Annotated in this window: 15 protein-coding genes, 4 tRNA genes and 1 pseudogene; 7 read left to right on the forward strand and 13 right to left on the reverse strand. The window is 69.3% G+C overall.

Annotation, left to right across the window (positions count from 1 at the left end):
- Positions 1-194 precede the first annotated feature (194 nt).
- Both ACQ86M_RS07500 and ACQ86M_RS07505 read left to right on the forward strand, forming a co-directional pair.
- Positions 195-1493, forward strand: coding sequence for an RNA polymerase sigma factor (locus ACQ86M_RS07500; protein WP_431247601.1), 1299 nt, complete (start codon positions 195-197; stop codon positions 1491-1493).
- Positions 1474-1875 (forward strand): YciI family protein, encoded by a 402-nt coding sequence (locus ACQ86M_RS07505; RefSeq protein WP_431218133.1) that lies wholly within the window; start codon positions 1474-1476, stop codon positions 1873-1875. The genes ACQ86M_RS07500 and ACQ86M_RS07505 overlap by 20 nt, the downstream gene beginning before the upstream one ends.
- An 87-nt stretch (positions 1876-1962) precedes the next feature.
- Here ACQ86M_RS07505 and ACQ86M_RS07510 read toward each other — a convergent pair whose 3' ends face one another.
- Together ACQ86M_RS07510 and ACQ86M_RS07515 are read right to left on the reverse strand one after the other, a co-directional pair.
- A complete protein-coding gene (locus tag ACQ86M_RS07510; RefSeq protein WP_431247602.1) occupies positions 1963-2175 on the reverse strand; it encodes a hypothetical protein in 213 nt (70 codons plus the stop codon).
- Between the two features lie 168 nt (positions 2176-2343).
- Complete coding sequence (locus tag ACQ86M_RS07515) at positions 2344-3201, reverse strand: PHP domain-containing protein (RefSeq protein ID WP_431247603.1); 858 nt, start codon at positions 3199-3201, stop codon at positions 2344-2346.
- A 99-nt stretch (positions 3202-3300) separates the two neighbouring features.
- Here ACQ86M_RS07515 and ACQ86M_RS07520 point away from each other — a divergent pair, with 99 nt between their 5' ends.
- Positions 3301-3801, forward strand: coding sequence for a hypothetical protein (locus ACQ86M_RS07520; protein WP_431247604.1), 501 nt, complete (start codon positions 3301-3303; stop codon positions 3799-3801).
- A gap of 319 nt (positions 3802-4120) precedes the next feature.
- Here the strand turns inward: ACQ86M_RS07520 and ACQ86M_RS07525 are convergent, their stop codons facing one another.
- Positions 4121-4339, reverse strand: a complete 219-nt coding sequence (locus ACQ86M_RS07525) for a hypothetical protein (RefSeq protein ID WP_431247605.1) — start codon at positions 4337-4339, stop codon at positions 4121-4123.
- Positions 4340-4957: 618 nt separating this feature from the next.
- Here ACQ86M_RS07525 and ACQ86M_RS07530 point away from each other — a divergent pair.
- Both ACQ86M_RS07530 and ACQ86M_RS07535 read left to right on the forward strand, forming a co-directional pair.
- A complete protein-coding gene (locus tag ACQ86M_RS07530; protein WP_431247606.1) occupies positions 4958-5518 on the forward strand; it encodes a GNAT family N-acetyltransferase in 561 nt (186 codons plus the stop codon).
- A gap of 34 nt (positions 5519-5552) precedes the next feature.
- Positions 5553-5846 carry a hypothetical protein gene (locus ACQ86M_RS07535; RefSeq protein ID WP_431247607.1) on the forward strand — a complete coding sequence of 98 codons (294 nt, stop codon included), beginning with the start codon at positions 5553-5555 and terminating at the stop codon, positions 5844-5846.
- 46 nt (positions 5847-5892) lie between these two features.
- Here the strand turns inward: ACQ86M_RS07535 and ACQ86M_RS07540 are convergent, their stop codons facing one another.
- From ACQ86M_RS07540 to ACQ86M_RS07550, 3 genes are all read right to left on the reverse strand, one after another.
- Positions 5893-6315 carry a hypothetical protein gene (locus tag ACQ86M_RS07540; RefSeq protein ID WP_431218140.1) on the reverse strand — a complete coding sequence of 141 codons (423 nt, stop codon included), beginning with the start codon at positions 6313-6315 and terminating at the stop codon, positions 5893-5895.
- A 271-nt stretch (positions 6316-6586) separates the two neighbouring features.
- Entirely contained in the window at positions 6587-7666 is a 1080-nt protein-coding gene (locus ACQ86M_RS07545) for a hypothetical protein (RefSeq protein ID WP_431247608.1), read from the reverse strand.
- Positions 7615-8763, reverse strand: coding sequence for a hypothetical protein (locus tag ACQ86M_RS07550; protein WP_431247609.1), 1149 nt, complete (start codon positions 8761-8763; stop codon positions 7615-7617). Before ACQ86M_RS07550 ends, ACQ86M_RS07545 begins: the two co-directional genes overlap by 52 nt.
- A 108-nt stretch (positions 8764-8871) precedes the next feature.
- Here ACQ86M_RS07550 and ACQ86M_RS07555 point away from each other — a divergent pair.
- A pseudogene (locus ACQ86M_RS07555) lies at positions 8872-9764 on the forward strand (SDR family NAD(P)-dependent oxidoreductase).
- Between the two features lie 31 nt (positions 9765-9795).
- Here the strand turns inward: ACQ86M_RS07555 and ACQ86M_RS07560 are convergent.
- The 3 genes from ACQ86M_RS07560 to ACQ86M_RS07570 all read right to left on the reverse strand — a co-directional run bounded on the left by ACQ86M_RS07560 (position 9796) and on the right by ACQ86M_RS07570 (position 10107).
- Positions 9796-9870 (reverse strand) — tRNA-Val (locus ACQ86M_RS07560).
- 26 nt (positions 9871-9896) lie between these two features.
- Positions 9897-9967: transfer RNA gene (locus ACQ86M_RS07565), tRNA-Cys, on the reverse strand.
- Positions 9968-10034: 67 nt separating this feature from the next.
- A tRNA-Gly gene (locus tag ACQ86M_RS07570) sits at positions 10035-10107 on the reverse strand.
- Between the two features lie 170 nt (positions 10108-10277).
- On the opposite strand from ACQ86M_RS07570, the gene ACQ86M_RS07575 reads away from it, so the two are divergent.
- Positions 10278-10350: transfer RNA gene (locus tag ACQ86M_RS07575), tRNA-Val, on the forward strand.
- 275 nt (positions 10351-10625) lie between these two features.
- On the opposite strand, the gene ACQ86M_RS07580 is transcribed toward ACQ86M_RS07575, so the two are convergent.
- From ACQ86M_RS07580 to ACQ86M_RS07595, 4 genes are all read right to left on the reverse strand, one after another.
- Entirely contained in the window at positions 10626-11012 is a 387-nt protein-coding gene (locus ACQ86M_RS07580; RefSeq protein ID WP_431247610.1) for a type II toxin-antitoxin system PemK/MazF family toxin, read from the reverse strand.
- A gap of 34 nt (positions 11013-11046) precedes the next feature.
- Positions 11047-12315 (reverse strand): ammonium transporter, encoded by a 1269-nt coding sequence (locus ACQ86M_RS07585; protein WP_431247611.1) that lies wholly within the window; start codon positions 12313-12315, stop codon positions 11047-11049.
- 89 nt (positions 12316-12404) lie between these two features.
- Complete coding sequence (locus tag ACQ86M_RS07590; RefSeq protein WP_431247612.1) at positions 12405-13679, reverse strand: ammonium transporter; 1275 nt, start codon at positions 13677-13679, stop codon at positions 12405-12407.
- A gap of 196 nt (positions 13680-13875) precedes the next feature.
- On the reverse strand, positions 13876-14310 hold the full coding sequence (locus ACQ86M_RS07595) for a SufE family protein (protein WP_431247613.1): 435 nt from the start codon (positions 14308-14310) through the stop codon (positions 13876-13878).
- Positions 14311-14314 lie beyond the last annotated feature (4 nt).

Genomic DNA, 14314 nt, shown 5'->3' on the forward strand with positions numbered 1-14314 from the left:
CGGGGAATCGCGCTGGTGGCGCGTCTCAATCCAACTCCCGCGCATCGACCGGAGAAAAGAAGCAGCGTCTGAGAAAACGTACAGAGACAACCGATGACGGAGGATGCGACGGTTTCTCCATCCGACGGTGTCGAGATCGCGGACTCGGCTCCGACCTGATGATGACCGACGATGTGAGAGGGAGGGACAGAGGGATGAAGCAGCTCGACACGATCTTCGATGCGAATGTCCGCGCCGTGATCCCCCTCGTCACGTCCGCTCTGGTCTCGCGGTACGGCAACCTCGCCGACTGCGAGGACGCGGTTCAGGAGGCGCTGCTCGAGGCCTCCGTCGCCTGGGCGCGGGAGGGCCTCCCTCGCGACGTGCGCGGCTGGCTGCTCACGGTCGCCCGCCGCCGCTACATCGATGCCGTCCGGTCGGATGCTGCACGGCGAGCGCGGGAGGAACGGGACGCGGCCCTCGAGACCGGGGACGCCGAGGCGCACGCCCTCGACGACTCCCTCGCCCTGCTCGTCCTCTGCTGCCACCCGGCCCTGCAGCCGCCCGCGCAGATCGCTCTGACTCTTCGCGCGGTGTGCGGCCTCACCACTCGCCAGATCGCCCGCGCCTTCTACGTGAGCGAGGCCACGATGGCGCAGCGCATCACCCGGGCCAAGCGGACGATCGACGCCGCCGGGCGCCGTTTCGGCCTCCCGGGCGAGTCGGAGCTGGCGGAGCGTTCGGCGGCCGTGCGGACGGCGCTGTATCTGATGTTCAACGAGGGCTATGCGCCCCGGGAGGGCAGCGCCCCCGTCCACTCAGAGCTGGTGCGAGAGGCCATCCGCCTCGGCCGGATGCTCCACCGGGCGTCACCCACCGACACGGACACGACGGCGCTCCTGGCGTTGATGCTGCTGACCGACGCTCGGACCGCGACGCGGTCCGATGCCGCAGGTTCGCTCGTCGCCCTCCCGGATCAGGACCGGCGCCTGTGGGACCAAGCGGAATTGGAGGAGGGACGACGCCTCGCGGGGCTCGCCCTTGCTGCCGGACCCGCGACGCCGCTCGTCATCCAGGCGGCCATCGCCGCCGTGCATGCGGCGGCCACCCGCGCGGAGGAGACGGACTGGCGTCAGATCCTCGGCCTCTACGACGTGCTCGTGCGCCTCGATCCCGGCCCGGCCGCCCGGCTCGGACGCGCGGTCGCGGTCGGCATGGTCAGCGGCCCTCTCGCGGGCCTGGCCGAGCTGTCCGAGCTTGAGGCCGACGACCGCCTCCACCTCGATCACCGGCTCGTGTCGGTGAAGGCCGCACTGCTCGAGCGGGCGGGGGCTCTCGACGCCGCGCGCGACCTCTACGCCGAGGCCCGCGACCGCACGGGGAACCAGGCCGAGCGCGAATGGCTCGCGCTCAAGGCCCAACGACTCGAGACCACCGATCCACTCCGGCCTTCACCCGAAGACCGGGCCGCCAGAGAAGAGAAGGAACACGACGATGACCGATACCACCCTTGACCAGTACCTCCTGCTCTACGTGACCGCGCCCGACGGCGAACCCTGGAGCGAAGCGGACGACGACATCGCGGACTGGGTCGAAGCGGGCGAGGCCGCCGGTGCCCTCATCATCGGCGAACGCCTGACCGGGATGGAGGACGCGCGGATGGTCGCCAAGCGCTCCGGCCGGGTGGAGGTGACGGACGGCCCGTTCGCCGAGTTCAAGGAGTGGTTCGCCGGCTTCGATCTCATCAACGCCCGCGATCTCGAGGCCGCCGTGGAGATCGGCTCCCGGCACCCCTGCGCCCGCTACGGGAAGGTGCTGGTGCTGCCGCTCATGGACGCCGTCCAGTCGAACCAGATGCTCGAGGCGACGGTTCGCGCGCGAAGCGCGGCGGTGTAGCAAGAGGGGTGCGGGCGCAGCGCCGCAGAGAGCTCGTCGCGACCGCCCCAGCGCCGCCTCCGGTGGCGCTGGGCGCGGCACGGGCCTTCATCCCCCGCCCCTCGGCGGGCCTGCCGTCCCGCGCCAGAACAGCCAGCTCGCCAGAGCGGTGAACGGCACGATCGAGAGCGCCGCCCAGTTCGGCCACGGAGTGAATGCGACCACGAAGACGCCAACGGCCGCACCGATCACGAAGACGGCGATGCCGGCGTAGCGCCAGCCTCTTAGTTGCTGCGGTTTGCGGGAATGCCGTTCTGCCATCCGCTACCTGATCCGTTTCCCGCCATGCATTCGGTAGACGCCTGCCGCCCCGATCACGCAGTAGACGGCCCCTAGCGACCGTGCAGCACGAACACCTTCCGTTGACGGCTCCCGGCGCATGGTGTGGACGGTACGCCTCGGGCGCAGAGTACGGGAGCTCCTGCGTGGTCAGGTCGCCCGCCTCCAGGGATCAGCCAAGACCGCTCCTGGTCGGAAGCCGAATGTCTCGGCCAGGATCACGGCCTCCGGGAAGTTGCTCGCGATCGCATCGGGCGTGTGAGCGTCGCTGGCGAAGGTGATCGCCTGCCCGCCCTCCTCCGCCCACCACTGCGGCACCCACGACCAGAGCCGCCGGGTGTTCAGCTCGAGCGCACGGCCGCTCTCGGCGATTGCTCTCATCGCGAAGCGGATGGCCTCCTCGAACTCGCGCGGATCGAAAGGCCCGACAGCTGCTGACGGCCAATGACGGAGCGCGTAGTCGATGTGGGTGAACACGTCGAACGCGTCGGATCCAGCCACCATGACCGGGATCTCCTCGAGGTATGCGGTCATCACGGCGGCCGGTGGATGCTCCTTGAGCAGCCTGCTCGGCTCGGCCCGGCCTCCGCCCATGTCGAGGGTGTGCAGAGATCCATTCACGCGATCGAAACGGTTCAGATCGACGAGGGCGCGAGCCTCCGCCTCGAAAAGGTGTGGCTGCCCGAACTCGATACCGGTGTAGATCCCCAGCTCGGGGAACTCGTGTCGCACGCGCTCGATGCTCTCGAAGTACCCGTCGACGTCCAGGGGGTCGAAGTCCATGCGACCGTCCGGCTGCACGTAGTGCCGTTGGTGCGGCAAGAGGTCCTCCGGCTGGGCGCGCCAACTGCCCGGGACGTCCACGTGCTCAGTGAAGAACAGCGCCGGAAGTCCGATGCGCATCGCCTGCGCACACGTCGCTCTCATGCGGCCCGCAGCAGCCGAGTGGGGACCGCCGGTGTCCCATGACCACTCGCTGTGGACGTGACTGTCAGCGGGGAGAGTCATGGGGCCGATCGTAGACCTGGGACTGTCCCCCTCCGGTGTTCAACGCCAGGATGAGCGCGCGCCGGGTTGGCGCGATAATCGACCTTCATGGCTGACGTCTTGGTGCTGCACGGTTCCCCGGGCTCCGGAAAGAGCACGCTCGCAAGGGCGTTGGCGCTCGCTCTTGGCGCGGCCGACGTGGCGTGGGGTGTCATCGACATGGACGAGCTCAGCCTGGTGCATCCATACCCGGGACGGTGGTTTCCACGCGAGAATCTCCGGGCGATCTGGCCCAACTACGTCGCTGCCGTACCCGACATCAAGCTCATCATCTCCATGGTCTTCAACGACGAGCAGGAGGTCGAGCTGCTGCGCGAGGCGGTGCCCGGGGCGAGGCTGATCATCTGCGAGACGAGCGCGCCGATCGCCATCCTGAAGCAACGGGTGACCGAGCGGGAGCCGACGGAGGAGTTGGCGGAATCCCTGCGCGCGTGGGTGGACGTGTACCATGCTCGTTCGGATCACGACTCAATCCGCCACTTCCAAGTCGTCACTCATCCTGCGCCGGTCGAGGAATCCGTTCGCGAGATCCTGAACCAGACCGGATGGCTCGATGCGTGACTGGTGACGTCCGCACGGGATCCAGCTACCTTCATCGTCGAGACAACGCCGCCGCGTGATCGTCTCGTGTCGGCGGTCGGCGGGTTGCGATGGGATTCGCTGGTCGAGCAGGGCGGCGAGCCTCACGCGACCCGTGACAGCTTCGCGACGGCGTTCGCCGAGTGGGCATCGGCCCACCGCGAGAGTCACGAGTGCATCGTGGCCGTCGCGGGGAGCCGAGTAGTCGGGATGATGTGGCTCGCGGTCGTGTCGAGGGTCCCGAGCGCACGCGCCTTCGACCGTGCCTCAGGTGACCTGCAATGCCCGTCCCGTAACCGAGTCAGCGGCCGTGCTTGCGGAGATACCAGAACGACGCCCACTCGAGCCCAGCGAGGAGCGCCAGCAGCGCTCCGAGTAGGAAGTACCAGGGCGAACCTCCCGTAGCGGCGAACACGACCATGAGTACGCAGAGGGTGCTGTAGGCGATGGCCATGATCAGCGCACTCTTGGTCGTCCGCGCCGCCAGCCACCGCGGTGGCTTTGGCTCGTGATCGGTCACGGCGGCGACTCTACTCGCCAACGGGTTCCGCGGCACGCGAGGCGGGTCGCACAATCGTCGCCGCCGCGATAGGGAGAACACGACGCAGCTCATCGAGCAGTCGGGTGCTCCCGCCGGCGGCCTGCGAGTCATACTCGACGGGCACCGCATCACGGTGCAATGCCGGGCTTGATCCGGGCGCCCTATCTGGCAGCCGCGCGCGTCTTGAACTCACTCCGCCGCCGTCTTCCCTGTCGACTCTTGAGGAGGACGATGGTGAGCATCACGTTCACGGGAACGACAACGCACCACACGACCAAGGCAACGAAGAAGTAGGTCCAACCGAGCCGAGTCGCGGACTGGAGTGCATGTGCAAGCGCAACGATGAGCGCGCCTGTCGTCGCAACCACCACCGCTGTTCGCCGAACAACGATCCATCGCACGCGAGACGGCGTGAGCGACCGCGGTCGGGTCCGGTCGTACTTGTTCCATCGCTGCGGGTCGCTCACGGCGGTGACACTACTCGTCCCGACGACCAGGCTCACCCGGCGCTTGCGCGCCGGCCGTTGTCCGGCGCGCATTGCCGAGCGAAAGCCGCGCTCCACCAATCGGGTCGCACCCACACGATACGCTCGCGCCATGGCACATCTCGACGGAGTGACCTGGCCTCCGGCTCCCATCGCGACCGAGCGGCTCATCCTCCGCGCCGCCGAGGCGCGTGACCGCGAGGCGATGCTCGACCTCTTCAGTGACCCGCAGGTGAACGCGTTCGTCGGCGGCGCCGAGCCCCGCGAGCACCTCGAGGAGCTCATGCCCGAAGTGCCCGGCCAACGCGTCGGCTTCTTCGTCATCGAGCTCGACGGAGAAGCCATCGGCCTGGTGAGCTTCGACCCGCGCGACGCCGAGCGGCGTGGCCATGTGCGCGACGGAGGCGGCGAGGCCGAACTCGGCTACATGCTGTTGCCTCGTGCGTGGGGCCACGGCTACGCGACGGAGGCGTGCGCCGCGGCGATCGAGTGGTTCACGGCCGCTGCTCCGGATGAGCCGCTGGTCGTCTCGACCCAGGTCGCGAACGAGGCATCGCTCCGTCTCATCGAGAAGCTCGGCTTCGAGGAGATCGAGCGCCACGAAGACTGGGGTGCGGCGCAGTGGTTCGGGGCCCTGCCCTCACGCCAAGGCGCAGCGACGACGGCAAGCTGACCCGGCGCGCGATCGTCGGGTGTAGCTTCGCCTCGTGACAGACCCGAGCCCTGGCGCTCCCCAGCGATCGCTCACCATGCAGCGGATCGTCCTCAACAGGTCGCGAGCGTTCGCGATAGCGGGCATCGTGATCGGCATCGTATGGGTGATCCTCAGTGTCGCGCTGGTCTTCGCTGGCGGCAACCTGGTCATCCACCTGCTTCAGCTCGCATTGGGCATCGGCTTTCTCCTCATCGGGATCCTCCGGCTGTCGCACACACGCAAGGAGCTGCGCAGGTTCGAAGAGCAGAACGGCGCGGGCGCCGGCGAGCAGAAGCCGCTGCGCTGACAGGCGTGTCCGCGTGCCAACGCAGTCCATCCGTGAGCGGATCAGCTCAACCCGAGTATCCCGGCTCCTGCGGCGTCACCGTCATCGTGCCGGAACCGAAGGGGAACGGGAAGATCACCGTCCCGTCCGTGGAAGGCATCGGGGTCCCTTGGAACCACAGGACCGCGATCACCATGGCGACTACGGCGATGCCGACCGCGACGATGGCGCCGCGCTTCATCGTCTGCATGGCCGCCACGACATCGATCGCACGGGCAGCGCGGGTGAGCGCGATGGCGACGGTCAGAGCGATCGCGAAGTAGATCACGGGACTCGGGTGCAGCACGAGCTGTACGCACTGCGGCTGCACCGTCGTCGGGTCTCCGTCGGCGTCGAGGAAGCCGCCGTCCGGAGAGAAGCCTCCCGGGCACTGACCCTTCGACGCAACGAGCGACGAGTAGAGCATCGCCGCTCCGAGAGCCCACAGCATGAGGGTCCTCGTCCGCTTCAGCAGCGGCGCACTCGGCAAGCTCGGTTGTTCCTCTTCCGGTCCTGCTGCGCTCTCGGCCTGCTGAGCGGCACGCGAATCCGTCCCCATCGTCCCCCTCGAGTCGGTGCTTCATCCTGGCACGACGGCGCGCGTGAGAGAAAAAGCTGTGCCACGGGCCAGCCGAGCTGCCCATCGGCACACCGGCCGAGGTCATCGATGCCCCACGCGCGGAGTGGACGCACCCTCGTTCGGAGTGCGCTCCAGGGCGCGTTCAGCGGAGGTCCTCCTCCCGCTCGTCGACCTGGAACCGCACCGTTCGGCGCTCTTCGGCATCGTGGGAGGCGACGAGAAGGGTCAGCTCGTGTTCTCCCGGTTCGAGCGGGTCGAGCCACACCTCCCTGTCCTCGCCGACGGCGCGGCCGTCCAGCTGCCAGGTCAGCGTCCGGCCATCGAGCGGATAGCCATCGCTGGTGGTGCCGTTGCCGACGGCCTGCACGGGCAGCCCCGGTGAGAGCCGCTGGCCCTCGGTGGGATGAAGGATCACGACGACGGGCGCCTGCTCGGGGATCTCGACGACGACCGGCTCCGACGTCCCGGTCGAGAAGCCGTCGTGAGCGAGCAGGCGCACCTCGACCGGGCCGGCCGGCAGGCCCGACAGAGGGATCGCGGCGGAACCCTTCGCCAGCCGCACGGAGAGGCCGTGCCAGCGCGCATCCTGCTTCTCGCTTCGGCTCCGCCACTGCGCCCACACGTCCGGTTCGGCATCGGCATCGGCCTCGACGCGCCAATCGAGCACCAGCCGGTCGTCGCCCGCCTCTGCCGTGACCGCGGTGAAGCGCGGCGGATCGCCCCTTCTCGACCGTGACCACACCTCCTCGGTTCCCACCCGGAGGCGCAACGAGTCACCGAGGGCGACATCGGGGATGTACGCATGGAACGCGAAGGGCGGCCGCTGCGGGTCGCCGTCGTCTCCGCAGCCGCAGCCGCCGTGCAGGTCGATGCGGTGCACCCGCGCCTCGGCCAGCACGGCGCCGGACTCGCCGACGAGTTGCGCCGCCCAGGTGAGTACGGGACCTTCCGGCGCGCCTGCCGCCAAAATCCGCGCGATCGAATGCACCGTGACGGTCCCGTCGAGCGCGACCTCGCCGAGGATGCTGATGACCGGGTTCATGTGCGCCTCCGGGCCCTCGTCCTCCCAGGGCGGGTCCGGCCACCATCGCTTCGTCGGGTCGAACAGCACCGGGATCGGGATACGGATCCGGTCCGTGAGCCAGTACGGCGCGAGCCGCGGATGGTCGATCAGGCGGTCGTGCTGGTACAGCGACATCCACTGCGGGAAGCAGTACGACATGTAGTCCCGAGCGGACGCCGGGTCGAGCACGGCCCCCGTGCGGATGTCCAGCCCGAACTCGCCGATGGAGGCCGACGCGTACGGCTCGTAGGTCGGGTAGTTGGCGTCGGTGGCGCCGGCCGCACCGCAGGGGTGTGCGCGAAGCCGTACCCGTGACCCATCTCGTGCACCATCGTCGCGCCATCGCCGACCGCACCCGCTCCGATGCCCGACTGGCCGCATCCGGGCACGTTGAGCGGCATGCCCGTCGGGAGCAGCCCGAAGTAGACGACGTCGCCCCGATTGCCGTCCGCGTCGCGCATGAGACCCAACCAGACCAGGAAGCTGTTCCAGTTGATCGAGCACGCGCCCGCGCCGGATCGCGCATCGTCGAGCGGCTCGAACCAGTTCATGTGCCCGGACACCGCAAACGAGCCGGTCGCCTGCACGGGCATCATCGCGAGCGCGGTGGATGCGGTGGTCTGCAGCTCGGCCAGCGTCGGCTCCGGCAGGTCGATGGTGGGCGCGGCGGTGCCCGGTGCGGGATTGGCCGTGCTCGGCCCGTTGTAGTGCACGAGGATCGCACGCACCCGCAGAGTCTGAACGAGCCTCGCCGCGACGACGATCGTCTTCGTCGCGTTCGGGTGGCCCTGGATGTGCGCGGTGAGCCGAAGCGATCCATAGCACTCGCTCGCCGGGATGATGAAGTTGAGGCTCGAACCGAGGGCGCCGCGCTCGGTCGTGTAGGCCGGATCCTGTTCCGCGGTCACCGTGCCCGGAGCGATCGGCGAGTAGGTCGCCACCGGCTGAAACACGAACGAGAGTCCGTTGGAACGGCGCCGCTCCACGACGAGACTGCCCGTCAGGTTCGGTATGGAGGCGGCGAGCAGCCCCGAGCGCAGGTACACGCGCACGTACGCCGCCTTGTAGGCGGCCAGCGTGACGCTGTTGTCCGCGCCGCGATCCGCCGGGTCGGTCAGGTGCCCCTCGGCGTCGTAGTACTGGATGGACTGGGTGACCTCGATGCCCGCCACACTCACGTCGTACAGGCGGACGCGCGAGGCGAGGTCCTCGACGAGGCGGGAGATGCTGAGAGTGAGTTGGTCTGGGTTCGTCATGGCGACCCTCCCCGATGCGGCGGTACGAGACGATTCGCGCGACAGTATGGCACCGCGGCCGCACCGCGGGGAGGGCCGATCTCAGGCGCGCATCCATCGTGGTGCGGCATGGTCTCCCCGGCCCTCTCGTGCCAGGATGACCGCGTGAGCGAACGGATTCTTCTGATCACCGGCACGTCTTCGGGTATCGGGCTCGCCACGGCTGTCGCCGCGGCCCACCAGGGCTTCCGGGTGGTCGCCACCCTGCGGGACCCGGGGAGGGCTGCGGCGCTGCGTGAGGCCGCCGCGGCGGCGGGAGTCGAACTCGATGTGCAGCCGCTCGACGTGACCGAACCCGACTCGATCGACGCCTGCTTCGACACCTCCGTTCGACGTACGGTCGCCTCGACGCCCTGGTCAACAATGCGGGCGCCGGCCACCTCGGCACGGTCGAGCTGGAATCGGTCGCCGCGGTGCGGGCGGTCATGGAGGTCAACTTCTTCGGCGTCGTCGCCCTCACCAAGGCCGCACTGCCGATGCTCCGGGAGACCGGAGGACGGGTGGTCACGGTGTCGAGCGTCGGCGGCGTGGTGGGGCAGCCGTTCAATGAGGCGTACTGCGCCGCCAAGTTCGCGGTGGAGGGCTTCATGGAGTCGCTGCGCCCGGTCGCGGCGACCGTGGGGGTTCACGTGACCCTGATCGAGCCCGGAGCCGTCTCGACGGAGTTCGTCTCGAACGTCCAGGCGCAGAAGCTGATGCCGGTTGCGGGGACGCCGTATGCTCCCGCGCTCGACGCGTACCTGGAGCGGACCCGCGCGGCGTTCGACCCGTCCGCCGCGCAGACCGCGGAGGGCGTCGCCGAGGTGATCGTCGAAGCGCTGCGCTCGCCCGAACCGGCGGCGCGCCTTCAGACGTCAGAGGCTGCGCGTCGGTTCGTGGGCATCAAGCTCTCCGACCTCGACGGCTCCCACGTCCAGAACGTCACCAGGCACTGGGTTTCGGCGGGTGCAGGAGACCAATAGAAAAACCCCCGGGCGAACCGGGGGTTTTGCTTGGTGGGCGATACTGGGATCGAACCAGTGACCTCTTCCGTGTCAGGGAAGCGCGCTACCGCTGCGCCAATCGCCCGAGCCTGAACCAGGAGCTCAGGATCGAGGTGGATACGGGATTCGAACCCGTGTATACGGCTTTGCAGGCCGCTGCCTCGCCTCTCGGCCAATCCACCGAACGCCACAACACGGAAGAACCGTACCGTACTTGAGATGGCCCGATCCGAAGACCGGGCCGACTCGAGCGGATGACGAGACTCGAACTCGCGACCCTCACCTTGGCAAGGTGATGCGCTACCAACTGCGCTACATCCGCATTTCGTTCCGCAGTTCCCTGCGGCACTTGAAAGACTCTAGCCGATCCGAACGCCCAAGACAAAACCGATGACGCCCTCCGGGTGTGTCGTCCGGCGGGGTCGTGTCGATGTGCATCCGACCCTCCGAGTCGGCTAGTATCGGAACTCGCAGCCGCTCAGCGGATGCGACGGGCGATTGGCGCAGTTGGTAGCGCGCTTCCTTCACACGGAAGAGGTCATCAGTTCGAGTCTGGTATCGCCCACAACAGAAGTCCACGAAGAAACCCCCGGTCCGCCGGGGGTTTCTTCATTCTTGCCTGAGCGCGCCCCGGGGAGCCGCTGCCACGGCGCGCAGAACGGCTTGGTCCTCTCGGCTCATCGAGCATGACCAGACGCCGAACGACCCGGTCGTGCAGCAGCTTGTCCTCGAGGCGCTGAGCGTGCCGGACGGCCCGGCCGACCCGGCGTACCAGCCGAGCTGCCTGTAGCAACGTCGGAGAAAGGGCATCAGATCTCCGACAGGCGCCCCAGACGCCCGTCAGCGCCAGTCGTAGCGCGCCCGGAGGGCGTTGCGCACGAGCCCGAACCGCCGGGCGTCGAGCGCGGCGCCCTCGCGGCGCATCCCCTCCTGGTGCACCCGGAAGACGCGGTCGAGCCGCGCGAAGCTGGGTCGGCGGCGGCCGTCCCAGTCGCCGGCGCCGACGGGCACGAACTCCGGACGGCCGGGATGCTCCTGGCTGGTCAGGGCGACGGCGAGCACCGTGCCGGACGGCTCCGTCGCGACGACGAGCACGGGACGGTCCTTGCCGCGGCCGTCGGCCTCCTCGTACGGCACCCACGTCCAGACGATCTCGCCTGGGTCGGCGTCGCCGTCGCGGACGGGGTTGTACGAGGTGCGGATGCGGCCGAGCCGCCGCGGGTCCACCTGGACCGTCGCAGCGACGCCGCTCCGGCCCGGCTCAGCCGGCGCGGCCGGCGTCGGGCGCGTCGGACGGCCCCGCGGCTCCCGCGACGGACGGAACAGACCGCCCAGGGCGGACAGGACGCTTCGCACGGAGACCACGATCGGCACCATAGCGGATGCGCGTCAGTCCTACCGTGAAGCGCAGTGCGAGGGCGACCAGCAGCGACACCGTCGTCGCGTACAGCAGCACCGACATGCCGGCGATCCCCTGGGCGACGAAGAGGTCGAAGTTGCCGCTGTCGACCATCCCGCTCCCGGTGGCGAACAGCCCGGGGAAGAGCAGCCCGACCATCCCGCCGATGATCGTCACGACGCACAGCGTCAGCGCCGGACCGAAACGCGCGCGGGCGGCGAGGTCCACCATGGTCGCGCAGGCGAGGGAGGAGAGCGCGCCGACGAGCATCGACCAGCCGAGGGTCAGCACGCCGGAGGCGGCGGTCACCGCGACCAGCCCGGCGAAGGCGCCCCACATCGCACTGCTCAGCGTCGGGCGGCGCAGGAGCACCGCATCCACGAGCATCCACATCAGCACCCCGGTGGCCGACGCGACGAAGGCGCCGACCGCCATCAAGGGGGCGTAGGCGTCCAGCGCCCCCTCCGAGCCGACGACCAGGCCCAGCCAGCCGACCCACAGCGCCGCCCCGCCGAACGCGACCAGCGCCGGACGGCTGGCGCGCGCGGGCTGGTGCTCGCCGCGCCCGCACGCGAGGAGGACGCCGACGGCGCTCGCGCCGGCCGCGACCACCGGGAGCGCTCCCCCGAAGTCGACGACGTGGAGCCCGGCGACCGCCCAGCCGTCGTCGAGCGAGAAGACGCCGTAGCCGACCGGCAGCACGACGAGCGGCAGCCAGAGGACGGTGAACAGGATCCACGCGCGCAGGGTCAGGCGGGAGGACACCGCCGCGGCGACGATCGCGGCGCAGAGCACGAGCACGGCGATCAGGTAGCCCGCGCGGGCGAGCGGATACGGCGACGCGGACGCAGGGTCGGCGCCGGCTGCCGCCGCGAGTCCGACATCCGGCACGCCGATCAGGTGCGGGATGAGCGGGTCGCCCGTGAGCATCCCGTAGCCCCCGAACACCGCGAGCGGAACGGTCACCGCCGCGCCCAGCAGCACGAAGCGGAAGGCGCGCGCGGCCCGGGCACGCCCGGCGAGGCCGCCGATGAACAGCGCCAGACCGAACGCGGCCAGGAGCACGAGCGCGCCGGAGAAGAACAGCAGCAGCGCATCCACCTGGTCCGGCGTCGCTCGCCCTGCACTCACCCCTTCACCCTAGCGACGCGCGGCGCGGACGACGGAACGGGGCGCCGCCCTCAGGCGACGCCCCGTCCCGTGTCCGGATGATGAACGGATCAGACCGTCTCGAGGGCGTAGCCCTCTTCGCCGTGCACCGCGGTGTCGACACCGGCCAGCTCGTCCTCGTTCTTGATGCGGAAGCCCATCGTCTTCTGGATCGCCCAGCCGATGACGTAGGCCAGCACGAAGGAGTAGATGAGGACCGCGAAGGCGCCGAGCGCCTGCACGCCGAGCTGCTGGAAGCTGCCGCCGTAGAGGAGGCTCGAGAACGGCTTCTTGGCGTCGCCGTCCACGTGGGTGAAGCCGAAGACGCCGATCCACAGCGTTCCGATGATGCCGCCGACGAGGTGGATGCCGACCACGTCGAGCGAGTCGTCGAAGCCGAGGCGGAACTTCAGGTCGATCGCGAGGGCGCACACCGCACCGGCGACGAGGCCGAGGACGATCGCCCAGCCCGGGGTGAGGATGTTACAGGCCGGGGTGATCGCGACGAGGCCCGCGACGGCGCCGGACGCGGCGCCGATCGACGTGGGCTTGCCGTCCTTGATCTTCTCCACGATCAGCCAGCCGATGGTGGCGGCTGCCGGAGCGGCCAGGGTGTTGATCCAGGCGAGGGCGGCGACGCCGTCGACCGCGGCCTCCGAACCGGCGTTGAAGCCGAACCAGCCGAACCACAGCAGCGCCGCGCCGAGGAGGGTGAGCGGGACGTTGTGGGGCTTGTTCATGCCCTTCTGGAAGCCGACGCGCTTGCCGAGCACCAGGGCGAGGGCGAGGCCCGCCGCACCGGCGTTGATGTGCACGGCCGTGCCGCCCGCGAAGTCGTTCACGTGCAGGCCGGCGGCGATCCAGCCCTGCGACAGGTTGAACACCCAGTAGGCGACCGGGAAATAGACGACGGTGACCCAGATGCCGGCGAACACCATCCAGGAGCTGAACTTGGCGCGGTCCGCGATGGCGCCCGAGATCAGGGCCACGGTGATGATGGCGAACGTCGCCTGGAAGCCGGCGAAGGCGAGGCCGCTGAGGTCGGGGGTGATGCCGTCCTTGCCCATCAGGCTGCCGAGGAACCAGTCCGGGGTGCCGAGGAGGCCGGGGATGCTGGCGGGGCCGAACGACAGTCCGTAGCCGTAGAGCACCCAGAGGACGCCGACCAGGGCCATCGCGCCGAAGCTCATCATCATCATGCTGATGACGCTCTTCGCCCGCACCATGCCGCCGTAGAAGAAGGCGACGCCGGGGGTCATCAGGAGGACCAGGGCCGCGGCGACGAGGAGCCACAGGGCGTTGACCGTCCCTGCCTCCGCGTAGTCCGCTGCTGTGTGGAGCACCATGCGAATCAACTGCCTCTCTCAAGCAAGCCCCGTGGGTTCGTGGGGGTTTCGGGGTGGAGCCAGTTTCAAGCCGAGAGGTTTCGGCAGAGCGATCCTCGTGTTTCGCGCCTGTTACGCATCCCGGCCGCGTGTAAACACTGTGTTTCGGGATGCTGCCGATCTGCAGCGCAGGCGTAGAGGAAACGCCGGATGCGCGTCAGGCGGCGAGCTTCTCGCGCACCTGTCGCTTCGCGCGGCCGAGCAGGGCGGACATCCCGCGCAGGCGCAGCGGCGACACGGCCTGGGCGAGGCCGAGCGTCTGCGGGAACTCGTCCGGGACGGCGAGCACCTCGTCGGCGGTGAGACCGGCGAGGCCCTGCACCAGGATGGACGCGAAGCCGCGGGTCGTCGGAGCCTCCTGCGGGGCGGTGGCGTACAGGTGCACGATGCTGTCCGCATCCACCTCGACGAAGATGAAGACGGGCGCCTGGCACTCCTCGACCCGTTCCAGCAGGTCGGGATGGTCGCGGTAGCGCTCGGGCAGCTCAGGCAGCTCGTCGGAGAACTCCAGCAGCAGCTGGAGCCGGTCGTTCTGCTCCAGCGCCTGGAAGTCGTCGCGGATCTCGGCGAGCGCGCCCGTCAGTTCAGTCACCCCT

The sequence above is a fragment of the Leifsonia xyli subsp. cynodontis genome (assembly GCF_050632205.1).
Taxonomy (GTDB): Bacteria; Actinomycetota; Actinomycetes; order Actinomycetales; family Microbacteriaceae; genus Leifsonia; species Leifsonia xyli_D.

What these genes read in the sequence shown, in the direction of transcription:
- ACQ86M_RS07545 (WP_431247608.1), bottom strand. Translation starts at nt 7,666, where the DNA reads ATGTCGTACTGCTTCCCGCAGTGGATGTCGCTGTACCAGCACGACCGC.
- ACQ86M_RS07505 (WP_431218133.1), top strand. Translation starts at nt 1,474, where the DNA reads ATGACCGATACCACCCTTGACCAGTACCTCCTGCTCTACGTGACCGCG.
- ACQ86M_RS07540 (WP_431218140.1), bottom strand. Translation starts at nt 6,315, where the DNA reads ATGCTGTGGGCTCTCGGAGCGGCGATGCTCTACTCGTCGCTCGTTGCG.
- ACQ86M_RS07510 (WP_431247602.1), bottom strand. Translation starts at nt 2,175, where the DNA reads ATGGCAGAACGGCATTCCCGCAAACCGCAGCAACTAAGAGGCTGGCGC.
- ACQ86M_RS07515 (WP_431247603.1), bottom strand. Translation starts at nt 3,201, where the DNA reads ATGACTCTCCCCGCTGACAGTCACGTCCACAGCGAGTGGTCATGGGAC.
- ACQ86M_RS07530 (WP_431247606.1), top strand. Translation starts at nt 4,958, where the DNA reads ATGGCACATCTCGACGGAGTGACCTGGCCTCCGGCTCCCATCGCGACC.
- ACQ86M_RS07590 (WP_431247612.1), bottom strand. Translation starts at nt 13,679, where the DNA reads ATGGTGCTCCACACAGCAGCGGACTACGCGGAGGCAGGGACGGTCAAC.
- ACQ86M_RS07550 (WP_431247609.1), bottom strand. Translation starts at nt 8,763, where the DNA reads ATGACGAACCCAGACCAACTCACTCTCAGCATCTCCCGCCTCGTCGAG.
- ACQ86M_RS07500 (WP_431247601.1), top strand. Translation starts at nt 195, where the DNA reads ATGAAGCAGCTCGACACGATCTTCGATGCGAATGTCCGCGCCGTGATC.